General features: G+C 52.9%; 12 protein-coding genes. 6 read left to right on the top strand and 6 right to left on the bottom strand.

Features of this window, described 5'->3' with window-relative positions; genetic code table 11:
* The first annotated feature begins 171 nt into the window (after nt 1-171).
* Nucleotides 172-1,332, top strand: a complete 1,161-nt coding sequence (gene metB, locus SK32_RS22905) for a cystathionine gamma-synthase (protein WP_005121701.1) — start codon at nt 172-174, stop codon at nt 1,330-1,332.
* Between the two features lie 2 nt (nt 1,333-1,334).
* A complete protein-coding gene (gene metL, locus SK32_RS22900; protein WP_048213987.1) occupies nt 1,335-3,767 on the top strand; it encodes a bifunctional aspartate kinase/homoserine dehydrogenase II in 2,433 nt (810 codons plus the stop codon).
* A gap of 26 nt (nt 3,768-3,793) precedes the next feature.
* On the opposite strand, the gene SK32_RS22895 is transcribed toward metL, so the two are convergent.
* Nucleotides 3,794-4,966, bottom strand: a complete 1,173-nt coding sequence (locus SK32_RS22895) for a cytoplasmic protein (RefSeq protein ID WP_048213986.1) — start codon at nt 4,964-4,966, stop codon at nt 3,794-3,796.
* A gap of 133 nt (nt 4,967-5,099) precedes the next feature.
* On the opposite strand from SK32_RS22895, the gene SK32_RS22890 reads away from it, so the two are divergent.
* The gene (locus SK32_RS22890; protein WP_048213985.1) at nt 5,100-6,656 is read left to right on the top strand and encodes a bifunctional metallophosphatase/5'-nucleotidase; all 1,557 of its coding nucleotides are present in this window, start codon (nt 5,100-5,102) and stop codon (nt 6,654-6,656) included.
* Nucleotides 6,657-6,694: 38 nt separating this feature from the next.
* On the opposite strand, the gene SK32_RS22885 is transcribed toward SK32_RS22890, so the two are convergent.
* A complete protein-coding gene (locus SK32_RS22885) occupies nt 6,695-7,072 on the bottom strand; it encodes a carboxymuconolactone decarboxylase family protein (protein WP_048213984.1) in 378 nt (125 codons plus the stop codon).
* Nucleotides 7,073-7,161: 89 nt separating this feature from the next.
* On the opposite strand from SK32_RS22885, the gene SK32_RS22880 reads away from it, so the two are divergent.
* The 3 genes from SK32_RS22880 (at nt 7,162) to katG (ending at nt 11,464) form a co-directional block, all read left to right on the top strand.
* The gene (locus tag SK32_RS22880) at nt 7,162-8,070 is read left to right on the top strand and encodes a LysR family transcriptional regulator (RefSeq protein ID WP_048213983.1); all 909 of its coding nucleotides are present in this window, start codon (nt 7,162-7,164) and stop codon (nt 8,068-8,070) included.
* A gap of 157 nt (nt 8,071-8,227) precedes the next feature.
* Complete coding sequence (gene metF / locus SK32_RS22875) at nt 8,228-9,115, top strand: methylenetetrahydrofolate reductase (RefSeq protein ID WP_005121692.1); 888 nt, start codon at nt 8,228-8,230, stop codon at nt 9,113-9,115.
* A gap of 168 nt (nt 9,116-9,283) precedes the next feature.
* The gene (gene katG / locus SK32_RS22870) at nt 9,284-11,464 is read left to right on the top strand and encodes a catalase/peroxidase HPI (protein WP_048213982.1); all 2,181 of its coding nucleotides are present in this window, start codon (nt 9,284-9,286) and stop codon (nt 11,462-11,464) included.
* An 85-nt stretch (nt 11,465-11,549) separates the two neighbouring features.
* Here katG and gldA read toward each other — a convergent pair whose 3' ends face one another.
* The 4 genes from gldA to SK32_RS22850 all read right to left on the bottom strand — a co-directional run bounded on the left by gldA (nt 11,550) and on the right by SK32_RS22850 (nt 16,243).
* Nucleotides 11,550-12,653, bottom strand: a complete 1,104-nt coding sequence (gldA, locus tag SK32_RS22865) for a bifunctional L-1,2-propanediol dehydrogenase/glycerol dehydrogenase (RefSeq protein WP_048213981.1) — start codon at nt 12,651-12,653, stop codon at nt 11,550-11,552.
* Between the two features lie 12 nt (nt 12,654-12,665).
* Nucleotides 12,666-13,328, bottom strand: a complete 663-nt coding sequence (gene fsa, locus SK32_RS22860) for a fructose-6-phosphate aldolase (RefSeq protein ID WP_048213980.1) — start codon at nt 13,326-13,328, stop codon at nt 12,666-12,668.
* A 247-nt stretch (nt 13,329-13,575) separates the two neighbouring features.
* Nucleotides 13,576-14,424, bottom strand: coding sequence for an AraC family transcriptional regulator (locus tag SK32_RS22855; protein WP_048213979.1), 849 nt, complete (start codon nt 14,422-14,424; stop codon nt 13,576-13,578).
* Nucleotides 14,425-14,509: 85 nt separating this feature from the next.
* Nucleotides 14,510-16,243 carry a phosphoethanolamine transferase CptA gene (locus SK32_RS22850; protein ID WP_048213978.1) on the bottom strand — a complete coding sequence of 578 codons (1,734 nt, stop codon included), beginning with the start codon at nt 16,241-16,243 and terminating at the stop codon, nt 14,510-14,512.
* Between the last annotated feature and the right edge of the window lie 71 nt (nt 16,244-16,314).

Here is a 16,314-nt window from a genome sequence, read left to right as displayed (position 1 = left end):
ACGAAGTTAGCCGACGCAAATGTACGCTAATGCATATAATTTTAACGGCTATTTCCTGTTTGCTCAATCTATACGCAAAGAAGTTTAGATGTCCAGATGTATTGACGGCTATTGTAACAATGATTACTCTGGTGTCTGACTTTTCACCGACTCAGCCAGGATCTCCTCAATATGACGCGTAAACAGGCCACCATTGCAGTGCGTAGCGGATTAAATGACGACGAGCAGTACGGTTGCGTTGTCCCGCCGATTCACCTCTCCAGTACCTATAATTTCACCGGTTTTAATGAGCCTCGTGCTCATGACTATTCACGCCGTGGTAACCCGACGCGTGATGTGGTTCAGCGTGCGCTGGCGGAGTTGGAGGGGGGCGCTGGTGCAGTGCTGACCAATACCGGCATGTCGGCGATTCATCTGGTCACCACGGTGTTTCTGAAGCCTGGCGATCTGCTGGTCGCACCGCACGACTGTTACGGTGGTAGCTACCGCCTGTTTGACAGTCTGGCAAAACGTGGCTGTTATCGTGTGCTGTTTGTCGATCAGGGTGATGATCAGGCGCTGAAAGCGGCGCTGGCAGAAAAACCGAAGCTGGTGCTGGTCGAAAGTCCAAGCAATCCGCTGCTGCGCGTGGTAGATATTGCAAAAATCTGCCAACTGGCACGTGAGGCTGGTGCGGTGAGCGTTGTCGACAACACTTTTTTAAGTCCTGCACTGCAAAATCCACTGGCATTGGGCGCCGATCTGGTGTTGCATTCATGCACGAAATATTTAAACGGTCACTCAGACGTGGTGGCTGGTGTTGTTATAGCCAAAGATCCGGAAACGGTCACTGAACTGGCATGGTGGGCGAATAATATTGGCGTGACCGGCGGCGCATTTGATAGTTATCTGCTGTTGCGCGGCCTGCGTACTCTGTCACCGCGTATGGAGGTGGCGCAACGTAATGCTCAGGCTATTGTGGACTACCTGCAAACCCAGCCGCTGGTGAAGAAACTGTATCATCCGTCACTGCCGGATAATCAGGGGCATGAGATTGCCGCGCGTCAGCAAAAAGGGTTTGGCGCGATGTTGAGTTTTGAACTGGATGGCGACGAGCAAACATTGCGTCGCTTCCTGAGCGGGTTGTCATTGTTTACGCTGGCGGAATCATTAGGGGGCGTTGAAAGTCTGATCTCCCACGCCGCGACCATGACACATGCGGGTATGGCGCCAGAAGCGCGTGCTGCTGCCGGAATTTCGGAAACGTTGTTGCGTATCTCCACCGGTATTGAAGATGGCGAAGATTTAATTGCCGACCTGGAAAATGGCTTCCGGGCTGCAAACAAGGGGTAAACATGAGTGTGATTGCGCAGGCAGGGGCGAAGGGTCGTCAACTGCACAAATTTGGTGGTAGTAGTCTGGCAGACGTGAAATGTTATTTGCGTGTCGCAGGTATTATGGCGGAGTACTCGCAGCCTGACGATATGATGGTTGTTTCCGCCGCGGGCAGTACCACTAACCAGTTGATTAGCTGGCTGAAGTTAAGCCAGACCGATCGTCTTTCTGCGCATCAGGTTCAACAGGCGTTACGTCGCTATCAAAGCGAGCTTATCAGCGGTTTGTTACCTCCTGAGGTGGCGGATGGGTTGATCGGCGCGTTTATTCACGATCTGGAACGCCTGGCCGGGTTACTCGACAGCGGTGTAAACGATGCCGTTTATGCTGAAGTCGTCGGGCATGGCGAGGTGTGGTCCGCGCGTTTGATGTCCGCTGTCCTTAATCAACAGGGGCTGGAATCGGCCTGGCTGGATGCGCGTGAGTTTTTACGTGCTGAACGCGGCGCTCAGCCGCAGGTGGATGAAGGTCTTTCTTACCCATTACTGCAGCAACTGCTGGCGCAGCATCCGGGTAAGCGCCTGGTGGTGACTGGTTTTATCAGCCGTAGCAATGCGGGTGAAACGGTCCTGCTGGGGCGTAACGGCTCTGACTACTCGGCGACGCAGGTTGGTGCGCTGGCGGGCGTTTCTCGTGTCACCATCTGGAGCGATGTCGCCGGGGTTTACAGCGCGGATCCGCGTAAAGTAAAAGACGCCTGTTTGCTGCCGCTGCTGCGTCTTGATGAAGCCAGCGAGCTGGCGCGTCTGGCGGCTCCGGTTCTGCATGCCCGCACCTTACAGCCGGTTTCGGGTAGCGATATCGACCTCCAGTTGCGCTGTAGCTACACGCCGGATCAGGGATCAACGCGGATTGAGCGAGTACTGGCTTCTGGTACCGGGGCGCGCATCGTGACCAGCCATGACGACGTCTGTCTGATTGAGTTTCAGGTTCCCACCGGCCAGGACTTTAAGCTGGCCTACAAAGAAGTCGACCAGATTTTAAAACGCACCCAGGTGCGTCCACTGGCGGTGGGCGTGCATCCTGACCGCCAGCTACTGCAATTTTGCTACACCTCTGAAGTCGCTGACGGCGCACTGAAAATTCTTGATGAAGCCGGTTTGCCGGGCGAGCTGCGTCTGCGCCAGGGGCTGGCGCTGGTGGCGATGGTTGGGGCAGGCGTAACGCGTAATCCGCTGCATTGCCACCGTTTCTGGCAACAGTTAAAAGGCCAGCCAGTCGAGTTTACCTGGCAGTCGGAAGAGGGGATCAGTCTGGTTGCGGTACTGCGTACCGGCCCGACCGAAAGCCTGATTCAGGGGTTGCATCAGTCTATTTTCCGCGCAGAAAAACGTATTGGTCTGGTGCTGTTCGGCAAGGGGAATATTGGTTCACGCTGGCTGGAACTGTTTGCTCGCGAACAAACAACGCTTTCCGCGCGTACCGGGTTTGAATTCGTGCTGGCAGGCGTGGTGGATAGCCGCCGCAGCCTGCTGAACTATGAAGGGCTGGATGCCAGCCGTGCCCTGGCCTTCTTCGACGACGAAGCGGTAGAGCAGGATGAAGAGGCGCTATTCCTGTGGATGCGCGCCCACCCGTATGATGATTTAGTGGTGCTGGATGTGACGGCCAGTGAACAATTGGCCGATCAGTATCTGGACTTCGCCAGCCATGGTTTCCATGTCATTAGCGCCAATAAACTGGCGGGGGCGAGTACCAGTGATAAGTATCGCCAAATTCATGATGCTTTCGAAAAAACCGGTCGCCACTGGCTGTATAACGCCACCGTGGGCGCAGGTTTGCCGATCAACCATACTGTGCGCGATCTGATTGATAGTGGCGATACGATTCTGTCGATCAGCGGGATCTTCTCCGGCACGTTATCCTGGCTGTTTCTGCAATTTGATGGCACGGTCCCGTTCACCGATCTGGTGGATCAGGCCTGGCAGCAAGGACTAACTGAACCGGACCCGCGCGTCGATCTTTCTGGCAAAGATGTGATGCGTAAGCTGGTGATCCTGGCGCGTGAAGCAGGTTACGATATTGAGCCGGACCAGGTTCGCGTTGAGTCACTGGTGCCTGCGCACTGCGAAGAAGGCTCCATTGACCATTTCTTTGAAAATGGCGATGAGTTGAACGAACAGATGGTGCAACGTCTGGAAGCTGCACGTGAAATGGGGCTGGTGTTGCGCTACGTGGCGCGTTTTGACGCCAATGGTAAAGCGCGTGTGGGTGTTGAAGCGGTCCGCGCTGAACACCCGCTGGCAGCGCTGTTGCCGTGCGATAACGTGTTCGCCATTGAAAGCCGCTGGTATCGTGATAACCCGCTGGTGATCCGTGGGCCGGGCGCAGGTCGTGATGTGACCGCCGGTGCTATCCAGTCCGACATCAACCGTTTGGCGCAGTTGCTGTAGTTTGCGTTGCCGGATGGCGCTTACGCTTATCCGGCCTGGCGATGACACAAACCGTAGGCCCGGTAAGCGGCAGCGCCACCGGGCAAATCCAGGATGTTGTATTTCTCCGTCAGCGTCCTTATCGTCTGAAACACAGAATGGGCAGAGTAACGTGGGCTTTGCTGAAATTCCGTCTGTTGCTGCAACCAGTTGAGAAAATGATGACTTGCCGCCAGGGTTATTGACGCTCCTTTTTCAACCTGACCCTCTGTTAACAAACACACCATTTTACGTGTGTCGCCTTGTTGCCAAATTTGCCACTGGTTCTGCCACCATCCCTGATAACTTTTGCCCAGTAACTGCCAGGGCCTGGTGTGTTGATCGTCGCTGATTTCTTCATCCACAAACCAAAGCGAGGCGTGATGTTCGCGAAATTGTTCCGCCCATGCGGTAATCACTGCGCCGCGCAGAAAGCATTCGTGGGCAATAATGTGCGTTTTTACCGCAGGCCAGAGATGGCTCAGGACGCGGAAATGCCCATGCGCGGTAATGACCGGGCGTAAAATTGCGCCGCTGGCGTTACGTTTGAGCATCGCGCTGCCGTACTGAATTTCGTCAAATTGGCTGCGGCGTAAAAACTGCGTTTCTCGCTGACTGACTCGTTCCACAATATCATCATGACTCACCACTGGCTCAGTGCTGCCGCGCCAGCGGTAACGCAATGAAGCCCCGGCAGGATGAGGTGTGAAATTGCTGGAAATATGCAGAATATTACCGCGAATAGCGTCAAAACTGAGCAACACATAGAGTTGCTGATCTGCACTGGCGCCCTGAAAAGGTACGATCAGAGAGACTGTTGCGATTTGTTCGGGCGGTTGGATGGCGACGAGCGGTTGCTGCTTTGGTGTCCAGACCTTTTTGCAGCTCCGGCACTGAACGCGTTGGCTGCCCTGAGGATTTCGGCCATAGCGTATCGTTTCTCGCTGGTAACAACGTGGGCAAAAATGACCGCTTTGGGCGGCAAAATCCGTTAAATATGCTGACAACCACCTACCAAACTGTTCCTCATTAAACAGCGGGGGATAGCTGCCGCATGCCCGGCAATGCAGTGCGGCATAACCCAGCCGATACTCTGGCCAGCTGTAATCTGCTGAGCTCGCCAGTCCCAGATTTTGGCAGCCAAAGGATTTACAGCAATTGATAGTGAACGGAGATGTCATCGTATTACCAACGATTTTTAATGGTCGTTGATTTTGACCCGCGACTATCACCGGTGGATGTGAGTTTTCTCACATAAAAAACCCTTTCAGAACGTAACGTAGCGATTCTTTATATGACTGAAAGGGATTGATTATGAAGTTAAAAATGCTTGCTGTTGGTGTTCTGGTATCGTTGCCGCTCTGGGCGAGTGCCAAAGATGTCACAATTATCTATACCAACGATCTTCACGCCCACGTTGAACCTTATAAAGTCCCATGGATTGCGGATGGCACGCGTGACATTGGCGGTTGGGCCAATATCACGACGATGGTGAAGCAGGAGAAAGCGAAAAACAGCGCCACCTGGTTTTTTGATGCGGGTGATTATTTTACCGGGCCGTATATCAGCAGTCTGACCAAGGGTAAGGCGATTATCGATATCATGAACACCATGAATTTTGATGCTGTCACCATGGGTAATCATGAATTCGATCACGGTTGGGACAATACGCTGTTGCAACTGAGTCAGGCGAAATTCCCCATCGTGCAGGGTAATATCTTTTATCAGAACAGCAGCAAAATGTTCTGGGATAAGCCTTACACCATTATTGAAAAAGATGGCGTGAAGATTGGCGTGATTGGCCTGCACGGCGTGTTTGCTTTTGATGATACGGTTTCTGCGGCGACACGTATTGGTATCGAAGCGCGTGATGAAGTGAAGTGGTTGCAACGCTATATCGATGAGCTTAAAGGCAAAGTCGATCTCACCGTGGCGCTGATCCATGAAGGCACGCCAGCGCGCCAGTCCAGTCTGGGCGGCACCGATGTGCGCCGTGCGCTGGATAAAGACATCCAGACCGCAGGCCAGGTGCAGGGGCTGGATATCCTGATCACCGGTCATGCGCATGTGGGCACGCCGGAGCCGATTAAAGTCGGTAATACCCTGATCCTTTCCACCGACAGCGGGGGTATTGATGTGGGTAAACTGGTGCTGGATTATCAGCAGAAACCGCATCAATTTACCGTGAAGAATTTCGAGCTAAAGACCATTTTTGCGGATGAATGGCAACCAGACCCGCAGACGAAACAGGTCATCGATGGCTGGAATAAAAAGCTTGATAAGGTGGTACAACAGACGGTTGCAAACTCTCCGGTTGAGCTGACGCGTGCTTACGGTGAATCTTCTTCGTTGGGCAATCTGGCGGCGGATGCGCTGCTGGTGGCGGCAGGTAAAGATACCCAGTTAGCGCTCACTAACTCAGGCGGCATCCGTAATGAAGTCCCCGCAGGAGCCATCACCATGGGGGCGGTCATTAGCACCTTCCCGTTCCCGAACGAGCTGGCCACAATGGATCTCACCGGTAAGCAGTTGCGTAGTTTGATGGAGCACGGTGCGAGTTTAAGTAACGGTGTTTTGCAGGTATCTAAAGGCCTGGAGATGAAGTATGACAGCAGTAAACCGGTCGGTCAGCGAGTCACCGTATTGACGTTAAACGGCCAACCCATTGAAGACGCCACCATCTATCACATTGCCACCAATAGCTTCCTGGCGGACGGTGGTGATGGTTTTGCCGCATTTACCGAAGGTAAAGCGCGAAATACATCCGGAGGCTACTACATCTCTAATGCGGTTGTTGATTATTTCAAAGCGGGAAATCCGCTGACGGATGAGCAACTCAAAGGCATGCGTGTGGCAGATGTGAAACCGTAGCGAGCTCAGGCCAGCAGACAATCCGCTGGCCTGTTGTTTTAGCCTCTGTGAGAGGCAAACACCTCTTTCGCGGCAAACAAACCATTGAGTGCCGCGGGGAAGCCAGCATATACGGCCATCTGCATAATCACTTCAACGATCTCATCCTGCGTTAAACCCACGTGTAATGCCGCGCCAATATGTACTTTCAGTTGCGGTGTGGCGTTACCCAGCGCAGTTAATGCCGCGACGGTAGCTATTTCTCTACTGCGTAAATCCAGCCCCGGTCTTGAATAGATGTCGCCAAAAGGAAATTCAATCAGGTATTGGGCGAAGTCTGGCGCAATGTCCTGCAGACTTTCGATGACTGCATCGCCCCCTTTGCCATCTACTTTTTGCAACATCTCCTGGCCGGTAATAAAGCGTTCTGAAAGCATCATTTCTTCCTCTATCGTGTGGTCTGTGGCGTGAGGATAGAGCGCGCAGAATGATTGGGATAATACCGTTTCCGTGATACTTTTTTGGTATGACAATATCGCCCCTGCACTCTCTGGATATCCGTCTGCTGCGCTACTTCACCGTAGTGGCCGAAGAGAACAACATGAGTCGTGCGGCGCAACGTCTTTTTATGTCGCAGCCGCCGCTAAGCCGTCATATTCGCCAGCTTGAAGAACGCCTGGGGGTGACGCTTTTTGTCCGTCATACCCGTGGGCTTACGCTGACGGAGGACGGCCAGCGCGTACTTGAAATGGTGCGTCCGCTGCTGGCGCTACAGGACAAGACCTATATTGCATTGAGCCAGTTAGCGCAGATGGAGGTGCAACCTCTGCGTTTAGGATTAAGCACGGCGTTTGAACAGGGCGTTTTTGTGGCTCTTGAATCAACGCTAAATGCTCGTGTAAAAATGCTGCGTGTCATGCGTCACGGCTCACCTGAACTTGTTCGTCAGGTAAGGCGAGGCAAACTGGATGCGGCGCTGGTGGCTTTGCCTATTGAGGCATCTGGGCTTACCGTCACCCCTTTAGCCTGGCAAGAGCCGATAATTGCTGCATTACCCTCCTTTTGGTCAGAGGCTTGTACGGCTTCTCTTTCCTTATCGGCACTCAACCACCGACCGTTGTTCTGGTTCCAGCGGGAACGTAACCCGGCTTTTTTTGACTATACCCGGCAGATTTTCCACCGCGCTGGTTACTCTCCTTCCTGTCTTGAAGAACCACTGGAGCATGATGTGCTGCTTGCGCGGATTGCCCAGGGCGATGGTTTAAGTTTGCTTCCGGCTTCATTTGCTGCTATCCAGCGTCAGGGCGTGGTATTCCATCCACTGAGCGATGCTGAGCTGTGTATCCGTGCCGGGTTAGTGATGTTGCCTGAAAATGAGAGCCGGTTGCAGTGGGTGCAAGAACTCATGATGCAATCCCTCATCATTTCAAGCTGATGTGAATTTTTTTCACGTTGGCTGAGTATTCCTCACCTTTAGCGATGATTTTTGTGTTGACGCCAGCATGCTTTTCCGTCATTTTTACATCTAGACGTCTAAACGTATAGCAGTTCACAACACAACATATAACGACAAAAGATTGATGAGGTAAGGTATGAGCTTTTTTCACGCCAACCAGCGGGAAGCCCTGAATCAGAGCCTGGCAGAAGTTGCCGGTCAGATTAACGTTTCATTTGAGTTTTTCCCGCCGCGCACCAGTGAAATGGAGCAAACCCTGTGGAACTCCATCGATCGCCTGAGCAGCCTGAAGCCGAAGTTTGTTTCAGTCACTTACGGTGCAAACTCTGGTGAGCGCGACCGTACGCACAGCATTATTAAGGGTATTAAGGATCGCACGGGTCTTGAAGCGGCGCCGCACCTGACCTGCATTGATGCGACCCGTGATGAGCTGCGTACCATTGCTCAGGACTACTGGAACAACGGTATTCGGCATATTGTGGCCCTGCGTGGTGACCTGCCGCCGGGAAGCGGTAAACCGGATATGTATGCTTCTGACCTGGTGACGCTGCTGAAAGACGTTGCTGACTTTGATATCTCCGTTGCGGCTTACCCGGAAGTGCACCCGGAAGCAAAGAGTGCTCAGGCTGATTTGCTGAACCTGAAGCGTAAGGTTGATGCCGGTGCGAACCGCGCGATCACCCAGTTCTTCTTCGATGTAGAAAGCTATCTGCGTTTTCGCGATCGCTGCGTGTCTGCGGGTATCGATGTGGAAATTATTCCGGGTATCCTGCCAGTCTCCAACTTTAAGCAGGCGAAAAAATTTGCCGACATGACCAATGTTCGTATCCCTTCCTGGATGTCGACAATGTTTGATGGTCTGGATGATGATGCCGAAACCCGCAAGCTGGTAGGGGCGAATATCGCCATGGACATGGTGAAGATCCTCAGTCGCGAAGGGGTGAAAGATTTTCACTTCTATACGCTCAACCGCGCTGAGATGAGCTACGCTATTTGTCACACACTGGGTGTAAGACCGAATTAAACAGATGCCCCAGCCCTCTACGGAGGGCTTTTTATTGATCATTTTGATCTACATCTCTGTAACGTAAAATATAAAAGGAATTAGCTATCGAATCTGTGGGTTATTTCGACTATATCTTATCTCTGGTGGTGTATATCGTAGTCAGAACACTGTAAAGGGAGCATATAGATGAGCATGTCCGACGATAGCCAGAACACATCAACTGCCGGTAAGTGTCCTTTTCATCAGGGCGGTCACGACCAGAGCGCGGGAGCAGGAACGAACAACCGCGACTGGTGGCCTAATCAACTCCGTGTAGATTTGCTGAACCAACATTCCAACCGTTCGAACCCGCTGGGCGAGGACTTCAACTACCGCAAAGAATTTAGCAAACTCGACTATTCTGCCCTGAAAGGGGATCTCAGAGCCCTTCTGTCCGAATCTCAACCGTGGTGGCCTGCTGACTGGGGTACCTATGCCGGTTTATTCATCCGTATGGCATGGCACGGTGCAGGGACCTATCGCTCCATCGATGGACGCGGTGGCGCGGGTCGCGGACAGCAGCGTTTTGCACCACTGAATTCCTGGCCGGACAACGTTAGCCTTGATAAGGCGCGTCGTCTGCTGTGGCCAATCAAGCAGAAATATGGTCAGAAAATTTCCTGGGCCGACCTGTTTATTCTCGCGGGTAACGTGGCGCTGGAAAACTCAGGTTTCCGTACCTTCGGTTTTGGCGCAGGGCGTGAAGACGTCTGGGAACCGGATCTGGACGTAAACTGGGGTGATGAGAAAGCCTGGCTGACTCACCGCCATCCTGAAGAGTTGGCAAAAGCGCCGCTGGGCGCAACCGAAATGGGCCTTATCTATGTGAACCCGGAAGGGCCGGACCATAGCGGCGAACCGCTTTCTGCGGCAGCGGCTATTCGCGCGACCTTCGGTAACATGGGAATGAACGACGAAGAAACTGTCGCGCTGATTGGTGGTGGTCATACGTTGGGCAAAACCCACGGTGCAGCACCAGCATCCCATGTTGGTCCTGATCCGGAATCTGCACCAATTGAAGCGCAGGGCCTGGGCTGGGCCAGCAGCTACGGCAGCGGCTCGGGTGCAGATGCCATCACTTCTGGTCTGGAAGTTGTCTGGACGCAGACTCCGACCCAGTGGAGCAACTATTTCTTCGAGAACCTGTTCAAATATGAGTGGGTGCAAACTCGCAGCCCGGCAGGCGCTATTCAGTTTGAAGCGGTTGACGCACCGGAGATTATCCCCGATCCGTTTGATCCGTCGAAAAAACGCAAGCCAACAATGCTGGTCACCGACCTGACCTTGCGCTTTGATCCTGAGTTCGAGAAGATCTCTCGTCGTTTCCTTAACGATCCGCAGGCGTTCAACGAAGCCTTTGCCCGTGCGTGGTTTAAACTGACGCACCGTGATATGGGGCCGAAAGCGCGTTACATCGGACCGGAAGTACCGCAAGAAGATCTGATTTGGCAGGATCCACTGCCGCATGCGTTCTTCAACCCAAGCGAAGAAGACATTCTTAACCTGAAGGCGACCATTGCAGCTTCCGGACTTTCTGTCAGTGAGCTGGTATCGGTGGCGTGGGCTTCCGCATCGACTTTCCGTGGTGGTGACAAACGTGGTGGCGCTAACGGTGCGCGTCTGGCGCTGGATCCACAGCGCGGCTGGGATGTGAATGCCACCGCAGCACGCGTTCTGCCTGTGCTGGAAGGTATTTATAAATCTGCTCATACCGCCTCGTTGGCTGATATTATCGTGCTGGCCGGTGTGGTCGGTGTCGAGAAAGCGGCAAGCGCGGCGGGTGTTAACATCACTGTACCTTTTGTTCCGGGCCGCGTAGATGCGCGTCAGGACCAAACCGATATCGAGATGTTTGAGCTGCTGGAGCCTATTGCAGATGGTTTCCGTAACTATCGTGCCCGTCCTGACGTGTCGACCACCGAGTCGCTGCTGATCGATAAAGCGCAGCAGCTGACCCTGACAGCACCGGAAATGACCGTGCTGGTGGGCGGGATGCGCGTACTGGGTGCCAACTTTGATGGTAGCCAGCATGGCGTCTTTACCGATCGTCCTGGCGTACTCAGCACTGACTTCTTCGTCAATCTGCTGGATATGCGTCATGAGTGGAAGGCGGTTGATGAGTCAAAAGAGCTGTTTGAAGGCCGTGATCGTCTGAGCGGCGAAGTAAAATACACCGCAACCCGCGCCGATCTGGTATTTGGTTCTAACTCTGTACTGCGCGCAGTGGCTGAAGTTTATGCCTGCAGCGATGCCCACGAGAAGTTCGTGAGAGATTTCGTGGCCGCATGGGTGAAAGTGATGAACCTGGATCGTTTCGATCTGCTGTAACAGACGATGCCGGATGCCGCTTGTGCGGGTCCGGTATCGTAGGAATAAAAAAATCCCCGCATTTGCGGGGATTTTTATTGGCAGGTTATTCCCACTCTTGCAGATACCGCTGGCCATACTGATCGGCCACCAGCAGCGCAGCGTAAACCTGATCCGGCGTGGCGCCGCCCGGCATGTTGTGGATAGTTTCGCCTTCGGCACAAGCCGCTTCTGCCACAATACGCATTTTCGCCGGGATATCCTGTTTGATGTCCAGTTGCGCCAGGGTAATCGGCAAGCCAACGGAATGGCACAGCGCTGCCACGGTTTCGATTTCGTCTACCGGCGCGTTTTCCAGCACCAGTTGCGTCAATGTACCGAAAGCCACCTTCTCACCGTGGTAGTAGTGATGCGCATCCGGGATTGCCGTCAGACCGTTATGAATGGCGTGTGCCGCAGCCAGGCCACCGCTTTCAAAACCGACGCCGCTCAGATAGGTGTTAGCTTCAATTACACGCTCCAGTGCAGGCGTGACCACGTGCTGCTCGGCGGCCAGCATCGCTTTTTCACCTTCTTCGATCAGCGTATTGAAGCACAGCTCAGCCAGTGCCAGCGCCGCCTGAGTGCATTGACCACCCGCCATGGTTGTGGCGCCGCTGCGCGAGCAGGCGCGTGCTTCAAACCAGGTTGCCAGCGCATCGCCGATACCTGCTGCCAGCAGACGCGCCGGTGCGCCCGCGACAATTTTGGTATCAACAATGACCCTGTCCGGGTTGTTCGGCAGCAGCAGATAGCGGTCAAATTCACCGGCATCAGTGTAAATGACGGACAGTGCGCTACACGGTGCATCGGTGGAGGCGATGGTTGGCGCAATGGCGACCGGTACACCCATAAAGTGCGCCAGTGCTTTGGCGGTATCCAGCGTTTTACCGCCGCCGATACCGAGCACGGCCCCGCATTGCGCTTTTTCCGCTACGCCACGCAGGCGGTCGATTTCGTTTTGCGAACATTCGCCGCCAAATGGTGCAATTTCCAGCGCCAATCCGGCGTCATGGAAGCTTTTTTCCAGCGCAGGTTGGGCAAAGCCTAAGACAAACTTGTCCCCAACGACCAGCCAGCGCTCTGCCAGTGGTTTGAGGTAGCTGCCAAGACGGGTAATAACATCAGCACCCTGGATGTACTTACCAGGTGATTGAATAATGCGATCCATACTTTATTTCCCTCACAGGTTGATGTGACCAAATGCGTTGTTCCAGTCCTGCTCAAACTTCTCTATCGCTGACTCTACCGCAGGGGTATTGAGCATTTGTTGCGCTACGTCTAATGGCAGGGTGATTGCTTCACATCCTGCCAGCAAGCAATCCAGCGCCTGACGCGGAGTTTTAAAGCTGGCCGCCAGTACCATGCTGTTCGGTGTATGCAGTTCCAGCAATGTTTGCAGTTCTTGTACTGTGCGAATTCCGTCGCCGCCCTGAGCGTCAATACGGTTAACGTAAGGTGCGATATATTTTGCCCCAGCCAGTGCGGCCAGCAGACCCTGAGAAGCACTGTATACCGCGGTGCCCAGTGTGGTGATACCCTCTTTTTTCAGCATTTTGATCGCGGCCAGACCTTCAGCCGTGACGGGAATCTTCACCACCAGACCGGGCACGGCGTTGCTCAGGCGTTTAGCTTCTTCCACCATGCCCTGCGCATCCCGGCTCATGGTCTGGGCAAACAGAATACCCTCTTTGCCAATGGCGTTCTGCAGGCGTGGCAGTACATCCCAGATAGATTCTTTGCTTGCTGCCACAATGCTTGGGTTGGTGGTGACGCCCGCGATAGGGAAGATGCGTGCCAGACGTTCGACTTCTGCGACGTTGGCGGTATCAAGATAAAGTTCCATACAAAAACACCCTCTACGTTTTCCGTTAGCTGCCCGTTGCCGGGTTGCTTTGCTATGCACAGGATAAGAGTGTTTCGTCACGCGGCGCTATCTGACAAATCTGCCAAAAGCTGGATAAATGTAATATGTCTAAAAAAGTGAGAGATACTTCACATGTAAGTGATATGTGCTGGTATATGTTTTTTGATAATACAAAAATCCAGTAAATGTTACCTTTGTCTCCGTTTTCTGTCCCAGTATGCGACTATTACTGGTCAGTTTTTTTCTCCGTCAACTGGCTGTGATATTGCCGACGATACTCTGACGGCGAACGTTCAGTATTCTTGCGAAACAGGCGGCAGAAGTAGTTGCTGTCAATAAACCCACAGGTGTGCGCCACGTCTTTGATCTTCAGCTCGTAACCCTTGAGCAACGTTTTTGCGTGTTCCAGTCGCGTGTGGTTCAGGTATTCGTTAAACCCGATAGCGCCCGTTTTTTGAAACAGGTGGGAGAGGTAGTTGGGTGAAATGTAAAACGCCTGTGCGACGGATTCACGGGTGAGCGGCGAAGCGTAGCGTTCGTCAATATAGCTGCGAATGGCGTCGAAAAGCGCCTGACTACGTGATGCGGTTTGGATCTGGCTGCCGAGCAGATCGCGACAGTGGCTCAGCAAGCTCGCAACGATTAGCCTGGCCGTTTGCTGCTCCTGTGGCTGCATTTTCATCTCATGGAGCGTTTGCAGCAGAAAAGAGCCAATACGCGGCCCACGCCGAGCGACGTGCTGGTGGGTAAGGTTTTGATATTGCTTGCCGTCCCATTGGACGATGCTGAAACCCAGTTGCTGTTTGCCGAACAGAATGCTGAGTGTCGTGACCGGTGTGACCCACTGCGGAATATTCCAGCCGCCAGCCGGAACAAACAAGACATCGCCGGGGGTAAGCACCTTATCGATACCAGAATCCGCAAATTCACCTTCCAGCACAATTTCCAGTCGCGGAAAATCGACCTTATACGCCAGTTCTGGCGTTGCGGCGTTGCTGCTGGCGAAGTAAACCTGGTGCAGCGGTAAGGGACCGTTAATCAGGCGGGAAAGTAGGTGGCTGATGTTGTGATACATGTGAATCCCTGACAGATCGTGGACAGGGAAACAGTAACCGTCATCATAAAAAAAGGCCACTCTTAAAGAGTGGCCTGAGAGGGCATTACTGATTCCCGATTTGATCGCCGTAAGGCAGGGAGTCGTAATCAATCAGGGCGTTTTTCTTGTACGGATTACCAATCCAGCGGGTCGTCTCTTTGAACTCCGGGCTGGTAATAGAACGGGTCGGATCGAAACCGTCGTACGTAAAGCCGGCCAAATCTGACCAGGTATGGATAAGTTCAGAGCTGCTGTACTTGCGATTAACGTCCTGTGAGAAGTCGCGTGGGTGCGCAGCCTGCCATTTTTCAGACGTCCACAGCAGGAACGGTACCGTATACATATGGCGCGTTGGGCTATCTTCGTTACGGCCCTGCGTTTTATGTGGCGGCGTGTCATACACTTCTTCACCATGGTCAGAGAAGTAGAGCAGGAAGCCGTTTGGATCAGTTGCTTTGTAGTCTTTGATCAGGCTGGCAATGATATGGTCGTTATAGACGTTGGCATTGTCATAATCGTTATATGACTCCAGTTCATCATTGCTCAGACCTGCAGGTACGTTCTCGGTATTACCGTCAAACTTGCCCTGGCCTTCCGGATAGCGGAATTTGTATTTAATGTGCGTACCCAGCAAGTGAACGATGATGAACTTTTTCGGAGCCGGGTCGGCCATGACTTCTTTAAACGGCGCCAGTACGTTGCTGTCATATTCACGCGCACTTTGGGTACGCTGCTGGTTCATATAGAACTGCTTGTCTGTCTGCCGGGAAAATACGGTCAGCATGGTGTTACGGGCGGTCATTGTTTGCTGGTTGGTGATCCAGAAGGTTTTATAACCCGCCTGTTTCATCATATTCATCAACGACGGCTGCGTCAGATATAAATCCGGGTTCTTCTCGTTCGCGAAGGTCAGCGCCTGTTGCAGGATTTCAATCGTGTACGGACGTGAGGTCACGACATTATTGAAAACGGTGAAGTTTGGATCGGATTTATGCAGCGCATCCAGTTCCGGCGTGGTTTCACGTGGGTAGCCGTACAGGCTCATGCGGCCACGTTGAGTTGACTCGCCAATCACCAGCACCAGCGTACGCGGAGCATCACCAGAATTGTCTTTAAAGTTAGCCAGTGGTGGCAGTGCGTTGTTCTCATTCAGCAGGCTATTTAATGCGGTCAATTGTTGACGGTATTGATAATAACCAGAGATGAACTGCCATGGCGCGGCAGGCTCCATGCGCGATGCAAGGCCGCCCAGCGTTTTCTCAAAAGGCTTATGCTTGATAAACGTATTGACGGTCATTGGGTGCAGAATTAAACCGTACAACAGCGCAAATGACACCAGATAACGCCATGGCGAAGGAATATGAACCGGGCGTAAACGCGTCCACAGCAGGATTGCGGTTGCTGTGTAGGCCAGTGCGATAAGTACGATCTTGAGACTGAAATATTGGCTCAGATATTCGCGGGCTTCGTTGGCGTTGGTTTCAAACATGACGAACAGAACGCTTTGTGAGAATTCTTGTCCGTAAATAACATAATAACTCAGCGCGGCCAATGAAGCAGCCCAGAGTGCCACACCAATAACGGCAGCGATAATGCGAATACGGTTCGGGAATAAGAATACCGGAATCAACCACAATGAGCTGAACAGTATTGAGTCGCGTAATCCGTTAGTTCCGCTATAGCCAGTAAAATAAATAATGGCCTGGAGTAAGGTAGAGAAGAACCAAAAATAGAGGAGTGCCCAACCCAGGGCTTTCCAGCTAAATTTGGGTTTAGACTGGAGTTGTAAGGATTGCATAGTGTGAGCCTGTCTTTAATCGTAGCGCCAACGTTAGCGGCTAAACATTAAGAGGATCTGAAGCAATGCGA

It is taken from the genome of Citrobacter sp. MGH100, from assembly GCF_001034465.1.
Classification (GTDB): domain Bacteria; phylum Pseudomonadota; class Gammaproteobacteria; order Enterobacterales; family Enterobacteriaceae; genus Citrobacter; species Citrobacter youngae.
Note: the sequence above shows the minus strand (reverse complement) of the source record. Positions and strands in the feature narration are given on the sequence as shown.